General features: G+C 43.5%; 22 protein-coding genes. 11 read left to right on the top strand and 11 right to left on the bottom strand.

What is annotated here, in order from left to right; translation table 11 throughout:
• The first annotated feature begins 1,122 nt into the window (after positions 1-1,122).
• Positions 1,123-1,449: a hypothetical protein gene (locus tag BN1360_RS07245; protein WP_068779211.1), complete on the top strand. Its 327-nt coding sequence runs from the start codon at positions 1,123-1,125 to the stop codon at positions 1,447-1,449.
• A 37-nt stretch (positions 1,450-1,486) separates the two neighbouring features.
• On the opposite strand, the gene BN1360_RS07250 is transcribed toward BN1360_RS07245, so the two are convergent.
• Positions 1,487-2,323: a hypothetical protein gene (locus tag BN1360_RS07250; RefSeq protein WP_068779212.1), complete on the bottom strand. Its 837-nt coding sequence runs from the start codon at positions 2,321-2,323 to the stop codon at positions 1,487-1,489.
• Positions 2,324-2,910: 587 nt separating this feature from the next.
• Between BN1360_RS07250 and BN1360_RS07255 the strand changes: the two genes are divergently transcribed.
• Positions 2,911-3,222: a MarR family transcriptional regulator gene (locus BN1360_RS07255; protein WP_068779213.1), complete on the top strand. Its 312-nt coding sequence runs from the start codon at positions 2,911-2,913 to the stop codon at positions 3,220-3,222.
• Between the two features lie 150 nt (positions 3,223-3,372).
• Here the strand turns inward: BN1360_RS07255 and BN1360_RS07260 are convergent, their stop codons facing one another.
• The 3 genes from BN1360_RS07260 to rnhA form a co-directional block, all read right to left on the bottom strand.
• Positions 3,373-3,768, bottom strand: coding sequence for a VOC family protein (locus BN1360_RS07260; RefSeq protein WP_068779214.1), 396 nt, complete (start codon positions 3,766-3,768; stop codon positions 3,373-3,375).
• 167 nt (positions 3,769-3,935) lie between these two features.
• Positions 3,936-4,274 carry a hypothetical protein gene (locus BN1360_RS07265; protein WP_068779215.1) on the bottom strand — a complete coding sequence of 113 codons (339 nt, stop codon included), beginning with the start codon at positions 4,272-4,274 and terminating at the stop codon, positions 3,936-3,938.
• A gap of 40 nt (positions 4,275-4,314) precedes the next feature.
• Entirely contained in the window at positions 4,315-4,959 is a 645-nt protein-coding gene (rnhA, locus tag BN1360_RS07270; RefSeq protein WP_068779216.1) for a ribonuclease H, read from the bottom strand.
• A 194-nt stretch (positions 4,960-5,153) separates the two neighbouring features.
• Here rnhA and BN1360_RS07275 point away from each other — a divergent pair, with 194 nt between their 5' ends.
• Positions 5,154-5,828 (top strand): uracil-DNA glycosylase, encoded by a 675-nt coding sequence (locus BN1360_RS07275; RefSeq protein WP_068779217.1) that lies wholly within the window; start codon positions 5,154-5,156, stop codon positions 5,826-5,828.
• Positions 5,829-5,930: 102 nt separating this feature from the next.
• Here the strand turns inward: BN1360_RS07275 and BN1360_RS07280 are convergent, their stop codons facing one another.
• The 3 genes from BN1360_RS07280 to BN1360_RS07290 all read right to left on the bottom strand — a co-directional run bounded on the left by BN1360_RS07280 (position 5,931) and on the right by BN1360_RS07290 (position 8,243).
• Positions 5,931-6,248, bottom strand: a complete 318-nt coding sequence (locus BN1360_RS07280; protein ID WP_068779218.1) for a hypothetical protein — start codon at positions 6,246-6,248, stop codon at positions 5,931-5,933.
• A 111-nt stretch (positions 6,249-6,359) separates the two neighbouring features.
• A complete protein-coding gene (locus tag BN1360_RS07285; protein WP_229520880.1) occupies positions 6,360-7,079 on the bottom strand; it encodes an SGNH/GDSL hydrolase family protein in 720 nt (239 codons plus the stop codon).
• Between the two features lie 543 nt (positions 7,080-7,622).
• Positions 7,623-8,243 (bottom strand): cysteine hydrolase family protein, encoded by a 621-nt coding sequence (locus BN1360_RS07290; RefSeq protein WP_068779219.1) that lies wholly within the window; start codon positions 8,241-8,243, stop codon positions 7,623-7,625.
• Positions 8,244-8,697: 454 nt separating this feature from the next.
• Here BN1360_RS07290 and BN1360_RS07295 point away from each other — a divergent pair, with 454 nt between their 5' ends.
• Positions 8,698-9,261 carry a tyrosine-type recombinase/integrase gene (locus tag BN1360_RS07295; RefSeq protein ID WP_068779220.1) on the top strand — a complete coding sequence of 188 codons (564 nt, stop codon included), beginning with the start codon at positions 8,698-8,700 and terminating at the stop codon, positions 9,259-9,261.
• A 71-nt stretch (positions 9,262-9,332) separates the two neighbouring features.
• Here the strand turns inward: BN1360_RS07295 and BN1360_RS07300 are convergent, their stop codons facing one another.
• Positions 9,333-10,016, bottom strand: coding sequence for a universal stress protein (locus BN1360_RS07300; protein ID WP_068779221.1), 684 nt, complete (start codon positions 10,014-10,016; stop codon positions 9,333-9,335).
• A gap of 134 nt (positions 10,017-10,150) precedes the next feature.
• On the opposite strand from BN1360_RS07300, the gene BN1360_RS07305 reads away from it, so the two are divergent.
• Genes BN1360_RS07305 through BN1360_RS07335 form a run of 7 tightly spaced genes read left to right on the top strand, consistent with a single transcriptional unit; the run spans position 10,151 to position 15,937 of the window.
• Positions 10,151-12,562, top strand: a complete 2,412-nt coding sequence (locus BN1360_RS07305) for a Na+/H+ antiporter subunit A (protein WP_068779222.1) — start codon at positions 10,151-10,153, stop codon at positions 12,560-12,562.
• On the top strand, positions 12,549-12,971 hold the full coding sequence (locus BN1360_RS07310) for a Na(+)/H(+) antiporter subunit B (RefSeq protein WP_068779223.1): 423 nt from the start codon (positions 12,549-12,551) through the stop codon (positions 12,969-12,971). Before BN1360_RS07305 ends, BN1360_RS07310 begins: the two co-directional genes overlap by 14 nt.
• 1 nt (position 12,972) lies before the next feature.
• Positions 12,973-13,311 carry a Na(+)/H(+) antiporter subunit C gene (locus BN1360_RS07315; protein WP_068779224.1) on the top strand — a complete coding sequence of 113 codons (339 nt, stop codon included), beginning with the start codon at positions 12,973-12,975 and terminating at the stop codon, positions 13,309-13,311.
• Positions 13,304-14,779: a Na+/H+ antiporter subunit D gene (locus tag BN1360_RS07320; RefSeq protein ID WP_068779225.1), complete on the top strand. Its 1,476-nt coding sequence runs from the start codon at positions 13,304-13,306 to the stop codon at positions 14,777-14,779. The genes BN1360_RS07315 and BN1360_RS07320 overlap by 8 nt, the downstream gene beginning before the upstream one ends.
• A 15-nt stretch (positions 14,780-14,794) precedes the next feature.
• Positions 14,795-15,274: a Na+/H+ antiporter subunit E gene (locus BN1360_RS07325; RefSeq protein ID WP_068779226.1), complete on the top strand. Its 480-nt coding sequence runs from the start codon at positions 14,795-14,797 to the stop codon at positions 15,272-15,274.
• Positions 15,271-15,552 (top strand): Na(+)/H(+) antiporter subunit F1, encoded by a 282-nt coding sequence (locus tag BN1360_RS07330; RefSeq protein ID WP_068779227.1) that lies wholly within the window; start codon positions 15,271-15,273, stop codon positions 15,550-15,552. The genes BN1360_RS07325 and BN1360_RS07330 overlap by 4 nt, the downstream gene beginning before the upstream one ends.
• A complete protein-coding gene (locus tag BN1360_RS07335; protein ID WP_068779228.1) occupies positions 15,536-15,937 on the top strand; it encodes a Na+/H+ antiporter subunit G in 402 nt (133 codons plus the stop codon). Before BN1360_RS07330 ends, BN1360_RS07335 begins: the two co-directional genes overlap by 17 nt.
• A 130-nt stretch (positions 15,938-16,067) precedes the next feature.
• On the opposite strand, the gene BN1360_RS07340 is transcribed toward BN1360_RS07335, so the two are convergent.
• The 3 genes from BN1360_RS07340 to BN1360_RS07350 all read right to left on the bottom strand — a co-directional run bounded on the left by BN1360_RS07340 (position 16,068) and on the right by BN1360_RS07350 (position 20,737).
• Entirely contained in the window at positions 16,068-17,876 is a 1,809-nt protein-coding gene (locus BN1360_RS07340; RefSeq protein WP_068779229.1) for a carbon starvation CstA family protein, read from the bottom strand.
• A 180-nt stretch (positions 17,877-18,056) separates the two neighbouring features.
• Positions 18,057-18,788 (bottom strand): LytR/AlgR family response regulator transcription factor, encoded by a 732-nt coding sequence (locus BN1360_RS07345; protein WP_068779230.1) that lies wholly within the window; start codon positions 18,786-18,788, stop codon positions 18,057-18,059.
• A 188-nt stretch (positions 18,789-18,976) separates the two neighbouring features.
• Positions 18,977-20,737, bottom strand: coding sequence for a sensor histidine kinase (locus BN1360_RS07350; protein WP_068779231.1), 1,761 nt, complete (start codon positions 20,735-20,737; stop codon positions 18,977-18,979).
• Positions 20,738-20,744 lie beyond the last annotated feature (7 nt).

Raw genomic sequence — 20,744 nt, forward strand, 5'->3', positions numbered from 1 at the left:
TCCATACTCCCGTTTCTGGGCAACGTTCAGGGCCTGATGGCGCCAAGCTGAGCTGCTGCGACAGAGGTCTAAACACCCCGCGGAGAAGCACCCTTTGAATGTTCCAGGGGCTCCTCATGATTGGAGGGATATCGTTTATGTGTAATTCCAATAATCCCCAATCACGATCATTAAATCATCAGACTGGCTCCGTTCCGTCCATGCTTCGTCTTATGGAAGCTTGTTCCCGGTAGGCTGAAGGAGAAATTCCGTACTTCTTTTTAAATAAAGTTGAAACTGATTTGGCGGCTGTTTCATTGTTTTTTATTAACAGTTCCTTTGCTTTTTCCAGTTGGGTATAGTTCAGGAACTCGCTAAAGGACTTACCGGTAGATCCTTTAAAAAATTAGCCCAGGCAGCTAGGTGAAAGGCCTACAAAGTTGGATACAAACTCCAAAGACAAATTTGGTTTGGCGTAGTGGTCCTGAATATAGTGCTGTACTATCTTAACGAAGCTATTATGCCTTTGCGCATTTAACCAGTGGTCTCTCTTCAACCAAGTCGCAGATATTTGCACGATATCTACTGAATATGAAGGAAATTTGCTCCGTAAGCCAAAGCCGATCATGATCCTCATCCGTTTCGCTGATGAAGATCCGATACATTGATTTTTCAATACGGTTCTTAAGCTGAAGCAAATCATAATTCATATCTGTCAGATTTAAAGGAAAGACTTACCTGTTCAATGTTAAAGAGGAATTTAAAGCATCTGCTACCAATGGCGTGTATGGAACACCGTCGTTTATAGTAAACGGCGTTAAGGTCGAAGGAAATGAACTTAGAGATGTTATAATCAAAGATTTGCAATCAAATTAATATCTGTGTTAATGTACTTACATAGTTGGAAAATTAAAGAAATAACGGTGTCGTAAAGAAAGGAAATCGCTTCTTACAAGACTTGTTGTTTTGAAGAACCACAGGGCCATCAAGACAACAACATCTTTCAGCTTGGTGAGATTTAATATATGCCAATAAGCTATTTGTGATTTTAATCTTAATCCATTAATAATCCAATTATATACACTCCAGATTAAAGAGTTAGAGCTTGGCGGTTGACTTTTAAGGGAGGGAAGATAATTAAATATGTTAATGAAGAAAATTGTGATGGTTGTTTCAATATTTTCTCTCGTTGTCTGTCCATTAGCTGCTTGTTCAAAAACAAATGAGAAAGATATATCTGCAACAGTATCTTATATTCAAGTGATCGATAAAGGTAAAGCAGATGATGGTGAGTATTGGATACTCGTCTCAGCCCCGGATCAAGACAAAAATAAGGCTAATGAATTTAAAATTAATTTAGAAGATAAAAATTTATGGAATCTTATTGAGATTGATGAGAAGTATGTCGCTCATTACACTAAACGTAATAATGGATTATATTATTTGTATGAAATTGAACCAATGAAATAAAGGAGGGTCCTTAAGGACTCTCCTTTATTTCATTTATTTACCAACTCACATCTTTGCTAAAACCAGCAGTATCAATAGAACCACCTGAGCTACCACCTGATACGCTGAAGCTAACAGCACCATAAGCAAGTGAAACTGTGTAGGAAGAGTTGAACTTGCTCGTAGTATCATGGACATATGAACCTACGAACCGATTAACTGCATTAGAACTTGTTTTTTTAGCTCGGAAATATGCAGTTCCTTTATAAACCAAAGTTCCAGCTGTACCATGAGTACTAGCGGCAAAGTTCGACCAGGACATTCCATAAATATTCTCAACTGCTGGTCTTCCACCACATTGCGTTGAATCATCATATTTTTCATATGGTGTTCCATAGTTGTAGATGGTTGTATTATAAGTCCGACAGCTATTAACACCAGAGATAATTTGCCACCCATCTGGTATAGCGACCGCCATACTATCGTTTTTGACTACTGCACCGTGTTTCCATTGGAAACTTGGGTATACATCTACATGCTTTACATTGTTTACATATACTATGAATGAATCGAACCATACATCAAGGCTACTTGTAGGGATTGTCGCCATTGGTTGAATTTCACCCTGCGGTAATTCTATCTTTTCTAATGAACCATCTTCTAGTTGCTTGTAATGTTCGACTGACCGACCAGTGTAGATTAAGTTTTCACCGGAATTCTTAACAAAAAAATCTTTGCCTGCATAATCCAATTCGTTCAGATAAGGATAACCAGCTCGCACTAAAATACTGTCAAGCTCCTCTTCCGAATATTGTTTTTGTCCTGCAGCATTTCCTGTTAATGGTATAGATACTACTATGAGTAAAACAGATAAAATCAAACATATTCTCTTCATATTTACCATTCCTTCCTTATATTATTGCCTTGTTAAATATATTTCTACATATATATCCAATTTCCTCCTATATTTTCTATTTTTATAATATATTTAAAATTCCAAGGGCAAATTCGTGGCAACTTATAGTACTTTGTTAAAATTGATATTGATGAAATCTGAGTGAAAAAGAGCTTATTAGGTGTTATTGATCTGGAGGCAATTTCTCCGATTCAAAAAGAAATTGGTGAAATCAAGGGAAATTATAATGCACTGAATAGCATTTTATCTCTAGCAGACCATTCATGAAACTACGGATTGGAAGGTTTGGCATTTCGATGAAAGTGGAAGTATAACCATATGTAAACGTGTCCAAGCATTCGCAAAACTTCCGGAAATTAATGTGGGCATTGGTCTGGTGGTTATTATCTAGCATCGCGCGAACAAGCAGCTAGTTTTTTAGAATAAAGTAGTATATTGGGATTTTCGAGAGGAAGTATAAGAGTACTAAGCATTTAAGGAATGTTATAAAGTATAAATTTTGTGGGGAACTATATTTTGAAGGAGAGGATGAGATCCCCCGCATATCCGTCTCTGGTCTGCACATTTTGGAAGTCATCTATGCACATGATGGTATTAAAGGGATTGATATCGCACGTGAAATGAGCATAACAAAAGGCACCGTCTCCAAAATTACCCGAAGGTTGCTGGAGCAGGGGCTGATTCGGAAGACCCAACTGCCGGACAATCAAAAGGAGATTTATTTCCTGGTCACTCCGCTTGGTGCCGAATTGGCGGAGCTGCACAGGCTCTTTCACCAGGAGAAAGATCAGAAAGCAATGGAACTATTGGCCGGTTTCGACGCGGCATCTTTGGAAATCGTGGCGGATTTTCTGGAGAAGCTGGCCAGTTTGCGGTAGCCTGGGAAGTTCAAAGCTTGCAAGGAGCGTTTGAATAATTTGTTTTTAATTAAGAATGATGCCTCTTATAAAGGTAAACCAGTTCAATTCCCTCACCACCACACTGAACCCCCGACCGCTAGGCCGGGGGTTCAGTGTGCAAAGCTATATTTATTTGGCGTTCTTATCGGGTTGGTGAATACCGAATGTATTTCCTTCTGTATCGATGTAATACCCTTGCCAAGCCATTCCGGGCAACGCGTATTTGGGTAATGCGAGTTTGCCTCCAAGCTGAAGGATTTTTGCTTCGGTGGAGTCGTAATCTTCTACTCCTATAGTACAGGCATAGCCGTTCATAGGCTGACCGGGTTGCGGGGAAATACCGTGACGTTTCACTAAAGCCCCGTTGATTCCTAATTCATTATCATCGCCCGTCACTGCCCCGAAATAGGGCATTCCGGCATAGTCGCTCCAATCTTCAAACGTCCATCCAAAGACCTCTTCATAAAATTTTTTTGCGCGTTCCATATCATCGACGTGAACCTCGAAGTGAACTAATCTACCCATGATGACCTCCTATGTTTTGGCTTTAATACAGCTTTAATATGGGCTATCCCTACTTTATCTCCTTCTTCATTATTGTAAGTGTTTAGAAGAATTATACAGTTTCATAAAATGCACGATTAGAAAAGTGTTTATACAAGAATCACAGGGACTCTTGGAAGGATGGTCCTCTACGTATCCGATTTATTCAAAAGCTCCTTTATTTCACGGACTTGTTCCTCAGTTATTTGCTGCGATTGATGAATGGCCTGTAGCTGTTCCGCTACTTTTTCCAGCTGAACTTGGGCTTCTTGCTGGATTTTCTCGGTGTTTTTCTGCGTTTTGGAATTATCCATAATGACCAGGATGGTGAGGCCTGCACTAAAGACCGTCAAACCTCTAGCGATTTGGTTTAAATCCAGTTGATTCATGGCAAACAGACAATCGGCAAGCCCTGCGCCTATCAATATGCCACCGATCGTTACAATCCCCGTCGATTTCCACTTTTCCGCGATAATAAGGTGTTTCATCAAGAGATCTCCTTCAGGCTGCGCCTATATAACTTACTGATCACTTTCGGCCGAAATCTGCCTTAATCTCGCCCCAGGCTTCGGTATTCCACTTTAAGACTTTGTTGTTATAAGTGTTTGAACGAAGCCAATTCAGGGCTCGGTCAGCCAGCTCCCAAATCTCCTTCGTAGAAGAATCTCTTACAAGATTAGAGTTGATTTCTTTCTTTTTCAGCCAGCTAAGGGCCGTTCTGGAGTCCGAGTAGACGGTCTTGTTGCTGCCCTTTTCCTTTAAATAGGCTAGTCCGTGAATAATCGCAATGAATTCTCCGAGATTATTGGTGCCTTTCTGAATGGGACCGTGATAAAAGAGAAGCTCGCCCGTTTGTGTATCTACGCCTTTGTATTCAACAATTCCCGGATTTCCACTGCAACCGACATCAACGCTGATACTATCCATATCTATGTCCCCAGTTTGGTTTTTGGCGAGTGCTTCCTGTTTCTGCTGGACGGGCTTCGCGGTGCTTTTTTGACCCCAATGCTTATGCCACCCCTCCTGGAACGCTTGCTCGGCCTCTTTATAAGAATGGTATGACTTATACTTTGCATCGACGTATTGATTCGTCTGCGCCTGACATTCGGCCCACGTATGATATATTCCAGGTCTTCGGCCTGCCCAGACCACATAGAACTTTTGCTTTGACACTTTTCCACCTTCTCAACCTCAAAATTAAAAATAAACGATTTCAGGCTTAGCTTCGACAGAGATCTGCGGATCTCCTTTTATTTTTACCATATGAACAGCCTATATCTATCTACGATACATCAAGACCCAACGAGATAGAAAGCTTATGTTATAATTTAGTTATCATTTTCACTGGCGGGAGGATAAAACTTGAAATGGCTATTTTGAAGAATGACTGGGCGTCTGAACTGGAGAAGGAGTTTTCGAAGCCATACTATTTAAATCTTCGACAATTTCTGAAGGAGGAGTATCGGACGAGAACTATTTTTCCGGATAAATACGATATTTTCAATGCTTTGCACTATACATCATTAGCGGATACGAGGGTGGTCATCTTAGGGCAGGATCCGTATCATGGACCGGGACAGGCTCACGGCCTAAGCTTTTCTGTAAAAGAGGGCGTTAGTGCACCCCCATCCTTGCAAAATATGTTCAAAGAGCTTCGCGATGATCTGGGCTGCTATATTCCTAACAACGGTCATCTGGTGAAATGGACACAGCAAGGGGTACTGCTGCTAAACACGGTGCTTACAGTAAGGGCGCATGAGGCGAATTCTCATAAAAACCAGGGCTGGGAGAGCTTTACGGATAAAGTGATTGAGACTGTTAACCGGAAAGAGGAGCCTGTCGTGTTCCTGTTATGGGGAAGTCATGCTCAGAAGAAAGTGGAGCTTATTACAAACCCGCGGCACAGGATTATTCGTTCGCCGCATCCAAGTCCGTTGTCTGCGCATCGGGGATTTTTTGGCAGCAGGCCATTTTCTCGTACGAATGAATTTCTGCGCGAGGCGGGGCTCCCGGAAATTGATTGGCAAATCCCGAACTTGTAAGAATAGGCCTCTACTAAAAAACCAACAACACTCTGACCGCAAGAGGTCGGAGTGTTGTTTTTGTAGAGCAGAATAGGAGGATGACGTTCTTCGGCTGGCAGCCTAACTGCGGGTGTTCTGAATAAGGAATATAACTATCGCGATCACGATTACCCATAATAGCGGTAGATTTGCCATGACATAAGCCCATTTAAAGGAGAGGCGTTTGTAAAATAGCCAGCAAAAATACGACAAAAGGGGACCGAGTGGATAACTCATCATAATTATTGCAAAAGCACCTATGAACCTATTTGCGGGTGAGTTGCCGGGACCATCACCTGAAAAGGCAACGATAATGAGCATCATAGGATACAGTAGCAGGGTCAGACTGTAGAAGATGTTTAAAATAAGCAGAATCGTAAATGCTTTTTGATTTTTCAAACAAAAGTCCTCCAGAGGGGATCAATTATACTAGTTCTACATGTTACATTATAGGTAAACTTGAAAAAAGCGACAATAGTGTTTAAGAATCTACACATAAAACCACTAAACCTAACGTTTAGTGGTTTTCTTTCGGGCAGAGATCCGTCCGCAGGTTTGACTTTGTGGGAAGAGGTATGGGGTGAGTCGCGATGCGATAACACGATGTCCCCGATCATTGGGGTGGATAGGCAGTCGTCCGCTTAACGCATCTTCTATTTTTCCGTTTTGATATCCGTAGATAAGCTCCGCCTGTCTTCCTTCAAACCATTTATGAGCGGGGGCTACCGTGACATTAAAGTGCTGGGCCAATTCGCTTATGATTTGGTTAAGCCCACTGATCGATTCGACCGCGAGGGGACTGTTCGGAAACGGGTTATACTGCGTACAGCATATGATCCGAGCGTGGCATCCTTTCCGGATATGAGTAAAAATGGCGCCTAGATTACGTCTATAGTTGGTGACAAATGGTTTTATGGCTAGTGGCTTGTTGCTTTTGAGCGAAGACAGGGCCGCATTGGCCAAGTCTACGCCTCCAATCCACACAGATACGACAGAGGCAGGTTGGATGACAGGGCCTCCCCGCCATATCACAGCGTCCAATAGATCGTGGCTATTCCAGCCAGGCTGGGCCAGAACGAACCCGCGAACCTTGCATGAATCCGAATCCATTGCAGATACGGCTAACCTGGGATAAGCCTTAGCCAGTGAAGAGGCATTCTCCCCATAGGTGATGGAATCTCCAAGAGCTGTATAGATCATAAGAATATCATCAACCCCACTCTTAATCATATATACAACAGAATTAGTACATCCTGAAGATATTATATTGCAGCACTGAACAGGTTGTTTGGACTAATCCGAGCTTTTACCATTGTGGTGTTTGGCCCCGGAGCAAATAATGACTCTCTATTAAACAGGAAAAGCGACCAATAAGGTCGCTTAGGTCACCAGCCAGAAGTGATACATATTATTAATGCGAGCAACCATAGCAATGGTAGATTCGCAATGATATAGGCCCATTTCATGGAGATATATTTGTGAAACAACCAGCAAAATACGACAGAAGTGGTCCCAACGGATAACTGATTAATATTGTTGCAAAGGCCATAGTCGGCCCAACTCAAGGTTCTACCGGCGGGACCATCACCGGAGTAGATAACGATGATAAGCATTACAGGATACAATAGCAGGCTTAGACCATAGAGTATGTTTATAGTAAAATTTTAAATGCAGTTGGATTTTTCAATAAAAAGCCCTCCATGTGGGAAAAATTAGGGCATCGACTCTACAAGCTATTATAGGGTCGCTTGGAAAATATGACAATAATTTATGTTATTTTACATGATTTGAAGGCTCACTTGAAATTGATATTAAATCGGTCCTCGTTAAGACTGCTTGGTCCCGGGATCCTGGACTGTGGAGAAGATGCCATGCGGTGTATTGTTCGGGGTATAGATGGGCAGCTGACATTCCGTCAACGGGAACCGCGACCTGATATCCACGGAATGCGGCGGCTACCGCTGTATGAAGAACAGCTCCGTTTGCTGCATACCCCGTGATAATAACGTTCTGAATATGGTGTTTACGTAAAATATCTTCCAAGTTTGTTTCGTAGAATTTATCTACGTTCGATTTTACGATGGGATCTGTAGTGTAGGGACTTAAATGCTGATTAATGTCGGCTATATTCCCTGTACGGGTAAGGCTATAGACAACTAACATGCCTGCCTGACGTGCCTTATTCAGTAAGCTCTTGATTCTGGGAATGGACGCCACGCAGCGATGCTTGTTGCATATCGAATTCTCCATATCCAGGATAAGGAGTGCGGTACTTTTGGGATCAACGTAGATCGACTTTAACTCTGGCGCAGGCGGGGGGATTACGGCATCCCATTCATTGATGATGGTAGGGTCAGCCCGCCAATAGCCGCAAAAGGGACAGCGGTATCTCATAACAATCCTCCTAGATCGGTCTATTCATTAGCCTATGTGACGAGTTTAAAAAGGTGTCTGCAAGGTGAATAATCGGTCCCGGTTCTGCAGCAATTTGGTGCTCGTCAGACAATCAATTTTTTCAATATGATCGGTTTTCCGTTAACCAGCTTGGAGGATGGCCGGATGTTAAAGTATCCGACGGCAACACGCGATTTACAATTGTCTGCCAGACAGAGCAGGGTGATCTGATCATATGGCCTGTTTGGATTAAGCCTGTATCCTATTCATCGTTAAAAGACCACCATAAAGGTGGTCTTTTTGCGTTTTAACAGGTCACTTTCTTGTAATTTTGAGCAGAAAATTGCTGTGTTTTGGGAAAATAAATCAGCAAAATGAAGTGTTTTTTGGTTTGTTATGTTACTTAATATATGTTAAACTTCAATTATGTAACATTATTTCGGAGGGATACTCGGTGCAATATGTAAATCCGATTCGAGACGTTGAGACGATTCAAGCGATGAAACTGGAGCTGAGGAAGAGTTCAATAAGAGACCTGTTGCTGTTTGTATTAGGAATAAATACAGGGATTAACCTTTTTGATTTATTGCACCTTACTGTACAGGATGTCTGGGATGGCCAAAGTGCTAAGCAGTACCTTTATGTTAAGGATGAGAAGACTGGGGAAGAAAAGGCCTATTACCTGAACAGCAAAATTGCGGAGATTTTAGTGGAGTATCTGTCCAGTATGGATTGGAAGGCAGCGGATTACCTGTTCAAGTCGAAGAAGGATTCCCAGCCTATTACTCGCCAGCAGGTTTACCGTATTATTAATCACGTAGCCAGGGAGGTAGGGATTTCAGAGAAGATCGGGGCGCATACACTGAGGAAGACATTTGGTTATCATGCGTACCATAAGGGCATTGCCATTTCCATCATCAAGTCGATTTTGAATCATCACTCTACAGCAGAAACCTTGAAGTATTTAGGGGTCGATCGCAGCGAAAATCAGCCTATCAAAGTAGATGTGAATTTATAAGGGTCCGTCTTGCGGCATAATAAAAGCTCCCCACATGCAATGATGCGGAGAGCTTGAATACATTTCCTTTTTTATTCCTCTACATGGTCTAGATTCAACGCTGGCGGGATATCCACATTTTTCAATTCGGTAACCGTTCCATCGGTAACCAGAACTTGCAGAGTTTCAGCGTCTTTCATAAAGCGGAATATTCCATTATCGAAGTCAGTATCAACTTCTTTGAAGAAGATGCCTTCATATACGGTATCTTTGTCATGATTGAAGCTAAGCTGAAATTTATCTTCATCCTTCATCAGATAAGCACGTACACCCTTTTCATAAATCCCTTCTTCATCCCGGATATAGCGGGCAACAGAAATAATGTGCAAATCAACAAATGGGATATCACGGACTAAGGAATTGATAATCGATCCCTTCGTGATTTGCTCCCAACGACTATGGGCCGTCTGGCCGAGAACGATCTGTGTAATGTTGTGATCTCTGGCTACTTCTGCAATGACTTTGGAAATAGGGCGGCTTTCATTATCCTTGATAATAAATTGTGCGGATTCATGAGAATTGGCGAACTTCTTCCATTGTTCAATATAAAATACCTTCTCGGCATCGAGTTCATCGAACGGCTTGGGATCAATTGTGAGTATATAGAGTGGGGCCTGTAGCATGTTGGCGATCTTACAACCGCGCTTGATTAGCCGCTCTCCATTTGGTCCATAATAAACGCAGACAAGGATACTTTCGTTATACAAATTATTCATTTTTGACCTTTTCACCTCAAGTTTAATAGTAAGGCTCCTTTAAACTATGTAAGACTATAATTGATGTTAACCAAAGAGTCAAACCCTAATTAAGACAATAAGATTGATAAAACTCATTAGTGGGGAGGAGTACTTTGATTACGTTCTATAGCTTTGTTTTTCTTCCGTTTATTTTCGCGTTGCTTGTCCCCTTCTTGTATAAGTATTTGAATCGTCAAGTACACACAGGGTGGTTTGTATTATTAGTACCCTTAACCATCTTTATCTACCTGCTGAAATATATACCTGGCGTAGCATCCGGGACAACATTTGAATATACCTTGACCTGGATTCCGAGCTTCGGAATTGGTATTACGTCCTATATTGACGGCCTCGGATTGCTATTCGCTCTACTTATTACGGGCGTCGGGACCTTAGTTATCATTTATTCTATCTTCTATATGTCTAAGGTTCGGGAGGCTCTCCATAACTTCTATGTATACCTGCTCTTATTCATGGGCGCAATGCTGGGGCTCGTATTCTCGGATCATTTATTGGTTCTGTATGGATTCTGGGAGTTGACCAGCGTCTCCTCTTTCTTGCTTATCGCCTATTGGTATGAGCGGAAGGGTTCGCGTCAGGGCGCATTGAGAGCGCTATTGATTACTGTATTGGGCGGCTTCGGTATGTTGGCCGGGTTTATTATGCTCATCATGATGGGGGATACCTACAGTATTCGGGAACTCATTGCGAATATGGATGTCATCCAAGGGCATACCCTGTTCATTCCTGCGCTGCTTTGCATTTTATTAGGAGCTTTTACGAAGTCAGCTCAGTTTCCATTCGGAATATGGCTGCCGGGCGCGATGGAAGCGCCAACCCCTGTGAGCAGTTATCTCCATTCTGCGACGATGGTCAAAGCGGGCATTTATTTAGTCGCGAGAATGACTCCGATTTTTGGCGGCAGCGCGGTGTGGTTCTGGCTTGTAGCTGGAATTGGACTTGTTACGCTTCTCTATGGCTCATTAACTGCGCTTAGACAGACGGATTTGAAGGCGTTACTGGCCTATTCTACTATTAGCCAATTAGGGCTGATCATGTGTTTATTGGGTATCGGTTCTTTAGCGGTCTATTTTGGACCTGGCGAGACTGGAACGGTGTTCATGGTGGCTACATTTGCTGCCTTATTCCATTTGTTCAATCACTCTACCTTTAAAGGCAGCTTGTTTATGGTTGTCGGAATTATTGACCATGAGACGGGCCGTCGGGATATTCGCTATTTAGGCGGTCTTATGCAAGTGATGCCGATCACGTTCACGATCGCCTTGGTCGGTGGCTTGTCTATGGCAGGTTTACCGCCATTTAACGGATTTTTGAGTAAGGAAATGTTCTTTGCCGCGGTGAATGACGTATCCCAAGCCGGCATTTTCGGGTTGGGCAAGATAGGGTTGTTGTTCCCGATCATTGCTTGGGTAGCCAGCATATTTACGTTTGTCTATTGCATGATTTTCATTTTCAAAACCTTTGGCGGGGTGTATCGTCCCGAAAAGCTGACGCGCCAAGTGCATGAGGCTCCTCTGGGGATGTTGATCTCTCCAATTGTATTAGGTTTGTTCGTCATAATCATCTTCTTCTTCCCGAATGTGTTGGGGAAATACATTCTTACCCCAGCATTAACTTCGATTTTACCCGGCAACCCAATTTCTTCCTATGATGTAAAAATAAGCGCCTGGCATGGACTAAATTTAGAGCTCATCATGACGATCGGGGTGGTGGTTATCGGTCTGCTCCTCTTTAAAACAGCGAAGCGGTGGATCCAGATCATGCGGAACTATCCGCAGGGACTAACGCTTAATCATTTTTACAATGTGGGCTTATCAGGAACCGAGAGGCTGTCGGCTTCCCTGACCAATCGATATATGACAGGATCGCTGAGACATTATTTAATCTACATCTTCTCGTTCTTTGTAATTTTGCTGCTGGGATCGCTACTGCTGTTCCATGGCATCCAGTTTGATTTCTCCAATGACGCAGCGATTAGCATTTATGAGGCCGGGCTCGTAGTCGCTATGATTATTGCCTCATTAACCGTATTGCTAGCGGGCAATCGAATATTGGCGATTGTTGCCTTGGGCGCGTTAGGATATATGGTTTCTATGTTCTTTGTGATCTTCCGGGCACCGGATCTGGCATTGACACAAATGGTTGTTGAGACGGTAACAACGGTACTGTTCTTGTTGTGCTTCTACCATCTGCCGAAGATGACGAAGAGGATCGAACGTATTCCTTTTAAACTGACGAACCTGATTATATCCATCGCTGTAGGATTAACAGTAACTATACTGGCTTTGTCCGCGAATGGACATAAGCTGTTTGAACCGATTACCTCATTTTTTGAAAATGCGTATGAGCTGGCAGGGGCCAAAAATATCGTTAATGCGATACTAGTCGATTTCCGCGGCTTTGATACGATGCTGGAGATATCCGTTCTAACGATTGCTGGTTTGGGGGTATACATCCTGGTGCATCAGCGCTCTAAAAGGAGGGAACAACGTGAAACCGAATAATGTGATATTGAGAAGTGTCACCCGAGTCGCCGTAGTCATTATTCTAACCTTCTCATTTTACTTGTTTATGAACGGTCACCATAATCCCGGAGGCGGATTTATTGGCGGGCTGAGTACCGCAGCGGCGATTGTCCTCATGTATCTTTCCTTTGGAGTCGAGAAGGTCAGGGAGAATATACGAATGGATTTCAAGAAGCTTGCCGCCATCGGCGTGCTTATCGCTATTGGAACGGGAACGGTAAGTGTACTGTTCGGCAAGCCGTTCCTGACCCAGACCTTCGGTCATGTTGATTTGCCCATTTTTGGCGATACTGAGCTTGCTTCTGCTTTAATCTTTGATACCGGGGTTGCCCTAGCTGTGATAGGGACCGCAGTCAACATTATTCTAAGCATAAGTGAGGACCGCTAATTTGGAGACGCTTATTGTCATACTTGTCGGTATTTTAGTATCCATTGGAACCTATTTGATTCTGTCGAGGCAGTTGCTGCGAATTGTGCTTGGCGCATCTATTCTAAGTCATGCCGTAAATTTACTGATTATCACTTCAGGGGGCCTGAAGACGGGGAGCGCGCCGCTTCTTGGAGAGAAGGTGGCCACCTATACGGATGCGATCCCGCAAGCATTGATTCTAACAGCCATCGTTATCAATTTCGCTGTGACAGCGGTAGTACTAGTTTTGTGTTATCGTACCTATCAAAACTTCGGGACGGATGACATGGAGCAATTAAGGGGAAATGAGCATGAATAATTTATTGATTACTCCCGTCGTCATTCCTCTGTTTATAGGAATGGTGCTGATCCTTTTCCAGAGAAATATTAAGCTTCAGCGGGTGCTTAGCCTGATTGCTTTATTGGTGACAAGTGTAATATCCGTTTTGTTAATGAACCAGATTAGAGATGACGGTATTCAAACCTTGCAGTTAGGCGGCTGGGAAGCGCCGTTTGGCATCAGCTTTGTTGGCGATATGTTCAGCGCGTTGCTGCTGCTGGCAACCTCGGTGGTCTCGATATGCTGTCTGATCTATGCCTTCTCATCGATAGGCCGCAAGCAAGAGAAGCTGTATTTCTATCCGTTGTTTTTGTTCCTGGTTACTGGTGTTAACGGCTCGTTCTTAACGGGAGACTTATTTAACTTATATGTCTTTTTTGAAGTATTCCTGGTTGCCTCTTATGTGTTAATTACGATGGGGGGAGAGAAGAGACAGCTTGGGGAGTCACTTAAATATATTTTTACAAATATTATTTCATCGGCCTTCTTTCTAATAGGTATTGCTTATTTATACTCCATCACAGGTACGCTCAATCTCGCCCATTTGTCGATTCGGATTGCTGAGGTCGGCCAGGACGGGTTAATTACAACCGTTGCCTTTCTATTCTTGATTGTATTTGCCCTAAAAGCGGGACTGCTGCTGTATTACTGGCTGCCGGGGTCCTACAGCGTGCCGCCAACGGCCATCGCCAGCATCTTTGCCGCGCTGCTCACCAAGGTGGGGATCTACGCTATTTTCAGAATGTTCACGCTGATCTTCTACCACGAGCCTCAGATCACCCATCTCCTTATAGGAATATTGGCTGCGATTACGATGGTCTTAGGCGGGCTCGGAGCGATAGGTTATTGGGATTTGCGAAAAATATTAACGTTTAATGTGGTCATCAGTGTCGGGTTTATTATGGCTGGACTCGTCGCATTAACCCCGGCCGGCATCACGGGCTCCATCTATTATTTGATCCACGACATGTTGATTAAGGCGCTTGTATTTCTGATCGGGGGGACCCTTATCCATCTGACGGGAACGAGTAATCTGAAGGATATCAGCGGCTTGATTCGCCTTCATCCGCAGTTGGGTTGGATGTTCTTCATTGCCGCTTTATCCATGGTAGGGATACCGCCGTTAAGTGGGTTTCTCGGTAAAGTGTTTATCACGCAGGGGACTTTTGAGGCCGGTTATTTCTGGCTTGGCGGAATCGGTCTGCTGGCAAGCTTGTTCATTCTGTACTCCATGATCAAAATCTTTATGAATGCATTCTGGGGGGAGACGATCCTGAGTGCGGAGGAAGAGAAGGGAACCACAAAGGGTTTGCTGCTTCCAATTGCTCTATTGACCATCGCCAGTCTTACCCTGGGAATTGGCGCTGAAGGCCTTGCCGGATATGTGGCCCAAGCCGCAGAAGAATTGCTTGATCCGAGTCTGTATATTCATGCAGTGTTTGACTAAAGGGGGGAGATCACTTTGCCCGTTCAGGTTCTACTCAATATATTTATAGCCTACTTATGGATGTTTCTTCAGGACAGCACGAGCATCATTAACTTTATCAGCGGCTATTTTGTTGGTTTACTGGTTCTGTTCTTTATGCGTCGCTTCTTTCAAAAGCCATTTTATCCCTTCACACTGGCTGCGGTCGGCAAGCTGCTGATCATATTTATTCACGAGCTGGCTACTTCCTCGTTGATGGTTATGAAGCATGTACTCCGTCCTAAGCTCGATGTCAAACCGGGAATTTTCAAAGTGGAGACGGATTTGGAGGGGGATTTGGAAATTACGCTCCTGTCCTTATTGATCTGCTTAACACCAGGTTCGGTCGTTATGGAGATCACCCCAGATGAGAAAGTGTTGTACGTGCATGGTCTGAATATGCCTGAGTCCAAGGATTCGGTGTTAAAGTCAAAATTAGTGTTTGAAAAAGCGATAAAGGATGTGACGAGAAAATGATCTTTGAAATCATATTAACGATCGCTTTATGTCTGTTAATGCTGGCGATTATGGCTAATTTATATCGGGTTATCAAGGGACCATCCAGTGCGGATCGGGTTCAAGCCCTCGATTCGATCGGCATTAATCTGATCGCTAGTATTGCTGTGTTCTCTGTGTTATTGCACACCCATGCCTTCTTTGATCTGATTTTATTGATCGGCATCCTGTCGTTTATAGGAACGGTGGCCTTTGCCAGGTTCATTGAAAGAGGTGTTGTCATTGAGCGGAAGCAGTGAAGTCGTCGGTGCGGTTTTTATCCTGATCGGGGCCATTATTAGCTTGATCAGCGCTATCGGTAATGTTCGACTGCCGGATGTGTATACGAGATCTCATGCTGCATCTAAAAGTTCTACGCTTGGCGTGCTATGTACGTTGGTTGGAACCTTGCTGTACTTCTTGATTTCCGACGGTTATTTCAGCATCCGCCTCATCTTGGGCATCTTCTTTGTATTTCTGACAGCTCCGGTAGCGGCTCACGTGATCTGCCGGGCAGCCTATCGTCATCAAGTGCCATTGGCAGAGGAGAGCGCTCAGGATGAATTGAAGGACTATTATATGGAGAATGAGAATCCGGACACAGAGACTAAGTTGAACCTGATCCACGAAGAGGCCAGAATGTAAGGTTATCAAAAACCACTAAACCTAACGTTTAGTGGTTTTTTTGATGATAGAGGTGCGGCCGCCGGGCAGATATCCAATGATTAAGTGCAAAAGGATATTGTGGCCGGGGTTTTGCCATTTTAATGATTGATTATATGCCATATTCTCTTGCTAATTCGGTCTGTGGGACTCTCCAGAGCTCAATCCACTTCTTGATCGCGGTAATCATAATAATTAACCCTAATATCAACATGACGATGGAAAGAATGCCATTTAACAAGCTATAACTATTGGAAGCTGGGTTCAGATACACATGTTTCACCATCCAGTAGCCTGCGGCGTTGACAGTTACGTATAGATAGGCTAGCGGTACCAAGCATGTGAGCACATACCAGCGTTTATCTGCAATCTTCAGAACAATTGTCGCGCCAACAATTAATCCAATGGATGCCATCAATTGGTTGGAAACTCCGAATAATGCCCAGATCGAGCTGATGTCCCCCGAATAGAGAAGATAGCCCCAGACGAAACACGCCAACCCACTTGCGAAAATGTTGCCAGGCAGCCAATCCGTTCTTTTTAATGGTTTATAGAGATCTCCGAAGAAATCCTGAATCAAATAGCGTGCTACACGAGTACCAGAGTCGATTGCCGTAAGAATAAAGACCGCTTCAAACAGAATGACAAATTGGTAGAAGTAAGAAGCTAAGTTTGCAAACCATGGAAGTTTAGTGAAGATATAAGTCATACCCACAGCCAGCGTGACCGCTCCACCCGTACGTCCTTCCAAATCCATGCCAACCTCTGCGGCTAAATCTTTCAGATGAACGGTATCCATTCCGAGGGCGGCGAATGCTTCAGGTGAGGAGTTAATTGCAAAGTAATCTCCCGGCTGAAGGGAAACAGCAGCGATCAAAGCCATAATGGCTACCAGACATTCAACAAGCATAGCACCGAAGGCCACGGGCTTAATATCCTTCCAGCGATTGATCATTTTAGGTGTAGTGCCTGATCCTACGAATGCGTGAAATCCTGAAATGGCGCCACAAGCAATGGTAATGGAAATGAATGGCCAAACGGGACCTGCGACGATGGGACCTCCACCATGAATGAAGTCGGGGATAATAGCGGGGAATTGAACCGTCGGATTTACATAGAACACGCCAACAATCAATGCTCCGAAAACTCCGATTTTCATGAAGGTACTTAAATAATCACGGGGTGCAAGCAATAACCAAACGGGTAATGCTGCGGCAAAGAAGGCATATATGGGTAAAATAATGGCAAGCGTGCTCGCATCGAGTGTTAAGAAATCTCCAAATGCTGTACCCTGGATGCTCGGTCCAAACAGAATTCCAGCCATAATCAAGATAAAGCCGACGATGGTTGCTCCCTTTAAATGGCCTGTAATCCGGTGGTAGACCCCTACGCCCATAGCAATCGGGATGGTAATGCCCACGGAGAAAACACCCCAAGGATTGTGCTCCAGGGCATGAAGTACTACCATAGAAAGTCCGGCCATGGTGATCGTGATGATAAATAACATGGCAAGTCCTGTACAAAAAGCCGCAACGGGACCCAACTCCTCTTTGGCAACTTCAGAGAGGGATTGTCCATTTTTTCTCATGGAAGCAAATAAGACAACGGCATCATGTACGGCTCCGCCGATAACAGCCCCAATAAGCAACCAGAGGAGTCCAGGCAAGTAACCGAACTGCGCGGCCAAGATAGGACCTACTAATGGACCTGCGGCAGCGATGGCTGCAAAGTGGTGACCAAAGGTGACCCATTTATTGGTGGGCACATAATCTTTGCCATCCTCCAGTTCATGGGCGGGTGTGTCCTTTGCGGCATCCATCTCCTCAAGCTTCAATATTTTTGCTGCCACAAATGTACCGTATAGACGGTAAGCAATTAACAAGATACATATGGAACCGACTACTATTGTAACCGCATTCATATTATGATCCCCCCATCGGATGAAAATAATGAGAATTTGAGATAATCATACCTGATGAAAACTGAAATTTATGATTTTCATCTTAGAACACCGAAAAGAGGGGATGGATTACAAAAAGGGAACGACGAAATACAAAAGCGCTTACATCGGGAGAAATAGTGAGACGAATAGCTTTTTAATCTAAAAACCGAATAAATTTTTTAAATCTTTTACGTAAGTACGACTCACAGGTATACTGGACCCTTCCTTCATGATCAGATTGTAGGTTGAATTGAACCAAGGCTGGATTTCAGTAATGTGATCGATATTGACGATGAATCCGCGATGAACCCTAATAAATTGGTCGGAATTGAGTTTCTTCTCTAGCATAGTGAGCGAATCACAAACCTTGTACTCACGTTCCAATGTTTTAATTGCGCATTTGCCTTCACACGAGCCTACGTAAGAGATCTTTTGATAATCGATTAAGACGATTCGTTCCTCAATAAGGACAGCTATCTTGCCAAATTGGGTGGACGGTGGAGTTATCTGATGAATTTCCTCCGGAACTCTGTGTATTTTATTTACTTTCTCCAACGTTTGTTGGATTCGCTTTTCATTAAATGGTTTTAAGATATAATCAATCGCATTTAATTCGAATGACTTTAGGGCGTATTCATCATAGGCTGTAGCAAATACAATAACAGGAGTCGGATTCAAGGTTAGCAATTGCTTGGCTAACTCAAGCCCGTTATCTTCTGCGAGCTCGATGTCCAAAAATACAACATCTGGCCTCAAAGCTGGAATTTGGTCGAGTGCGTCTTCTTTACAATCCGCTTCACCGACGATCTCTACCTGTTTACTCCGAAGCAAAAGATATTTTAGCTCATCTCTGGCAAGCGGTTCATCATCTACGATAAATGCTCTCAGCATGACTCATTCTCTCCTTTATGTGTGTGTTTAAAAAGTCGGATTTTCAGCACTGAGAAGGCTGGATAAAGCTAGGTCATGAGGAGCGAATGACGCAGCTTGTAAGTGAGCCCGGAAGGGTCGGCTGGGTTCAGATTCGATGTCAAATACGCTTCCCAAATAGCTTCGTGATCAATCAAAAGGGTGACTTTTTAAACAACCTCTGTATGATCAAGAGGGATAGACATGGTGACTATAGTTCCCTTGCCAACTTCACTCTGGATCCTTAATGAAGCTCGTCCATTATAAATGCCTTCTAAGCGTTCAGTAATATTAAAAATTGCCGTTCCAGTTCCTTTTTGGGAATCAACTGTTTGCTCACCCAGTACACGCATTTTGTCGCTATTAATGCCTGTCCCGTTATCCTCAACTACTATATTCATAGATTCCTTTGCGGCATCAATGCTGATGGTCATTTTTCTGTTCTCTTTTATATTTGTAAAGGCATGGTGAATGGCGTTCTCCACAAGGGGTTGTAAGGAAAATGGAGGCAGAAGGACTTTCTCTAGGCCTGGCCTGATATTCCACACAATTTGGTACTTATTCGGAAAGCGAGCTTGCTCTAGTGACAAATAGGCCTCAACATGTTCAATTTCTTTGTCCAGGGGAATGAGCAATTGCCGTGCCCCTTGCAAATTACTACGATAGAAATTACTTAGATCAATGAGCAGTTCTCGCGCTCTTTCGACATCAGTACGGCATAATGCAGAAATGGTATTAATCGCATTAAAGAAGAAATGAGGATGTATTTGCGCTTGTAAAGCTCTGATTTCCGCGTCCTTCAGCAGCTTCGATTGCTGCTCAGCTTGAGCTAATTCTAGCTGGGTGGAGAATAGATTGGCTAATCCTTCAGCTAATTCTTGCTGAACTTCTGTTAATTTGTCCGGCCGTGTGAAATACATTTTAAGTGATCCGACCGTTGTCCCATGGACTTTTAAAGGAATCACAATAGCGGCCTGCAATGGGCAGTCAGCTTGAAAGCAATGAATATCTTTTTTTGATCTCGCTACATGAATCACACCTTGTTCAAGCACTTTTTTAGTTAATTTAGTGGCCAGTCCCTCAAGAGGTGCATGATGATCGGAAGCAACACCAACATGTGACAGTGGCTTGTTATCGTCAGTAATAGCTACAGCATCCGCATCCGTTCCCAAGAGTATAATTTTGGAGATCTCCTTACACGAATCCGGGTTCAAGCCCTGCCGAAAAAAAGGAAGCGTTTGCTCTGCGATTTGAAAGGTTCGATTGGTTTGGAATGCGCGGGTCCTTTCTTTATCATTCAGCACTGACTGAATGATAAAGACAAATAGCAAAGTCCCAAAGCCGTTCCCAATAATCATGGGCAGTCCGATTAGCTGGACAAGCTCCCAGGCATTTGCGAATGGTCTGGCCATGATCAAAATAATTATCATCTGGACCGCTTCTAATGTCATTCCTACGGAAACAGTAAAAAATGGAGTAAGTTTATTAGACTTCCTTCGCCGCCATTTTCCTATATATCCGGCCGTAGCGCCTGCCAAAACAGTTGATAGGGCGCAGGCTGCAGCGGTAAAACCTCCAAGTGAATAACGGTGTAAACCGGCAATCAGTCCACTTCCTATTCCAACTGCAGGCCCTCCCAGCAAGCCTCCAATGAAAACGCCCATGACTCTGGTGTTGGCAATTGCATTCTCGGAACCAATAGAAGCTAGCCAATGCCAATTATGGTGGGCAATTGTACTGTGGTGAATTTCAATCCCCGTATAGTTGCTAATAATTCCAAATGTCCCGAACAGGATAGTGAGTTTCAGTTTCTCACTTGTTTTGTGTTCACCTTGTACAATTTGACGGAATGATTTCATTTGAGAGAGTAAAAAGGCTGCAGTCACAATAATACCTATTTTTTCGATCATGAAAGGCAGCAGCTGTAACATAAAGTCA

Source organism: Paenibacillus sp. GM2 (assembly GCF_900069005.2).
Classification (GTDB): domain Bacteria; phylum Bacillota; class Bacilli; order Paenibacillales; family Paenibacillaceae; genus Fontibacillus.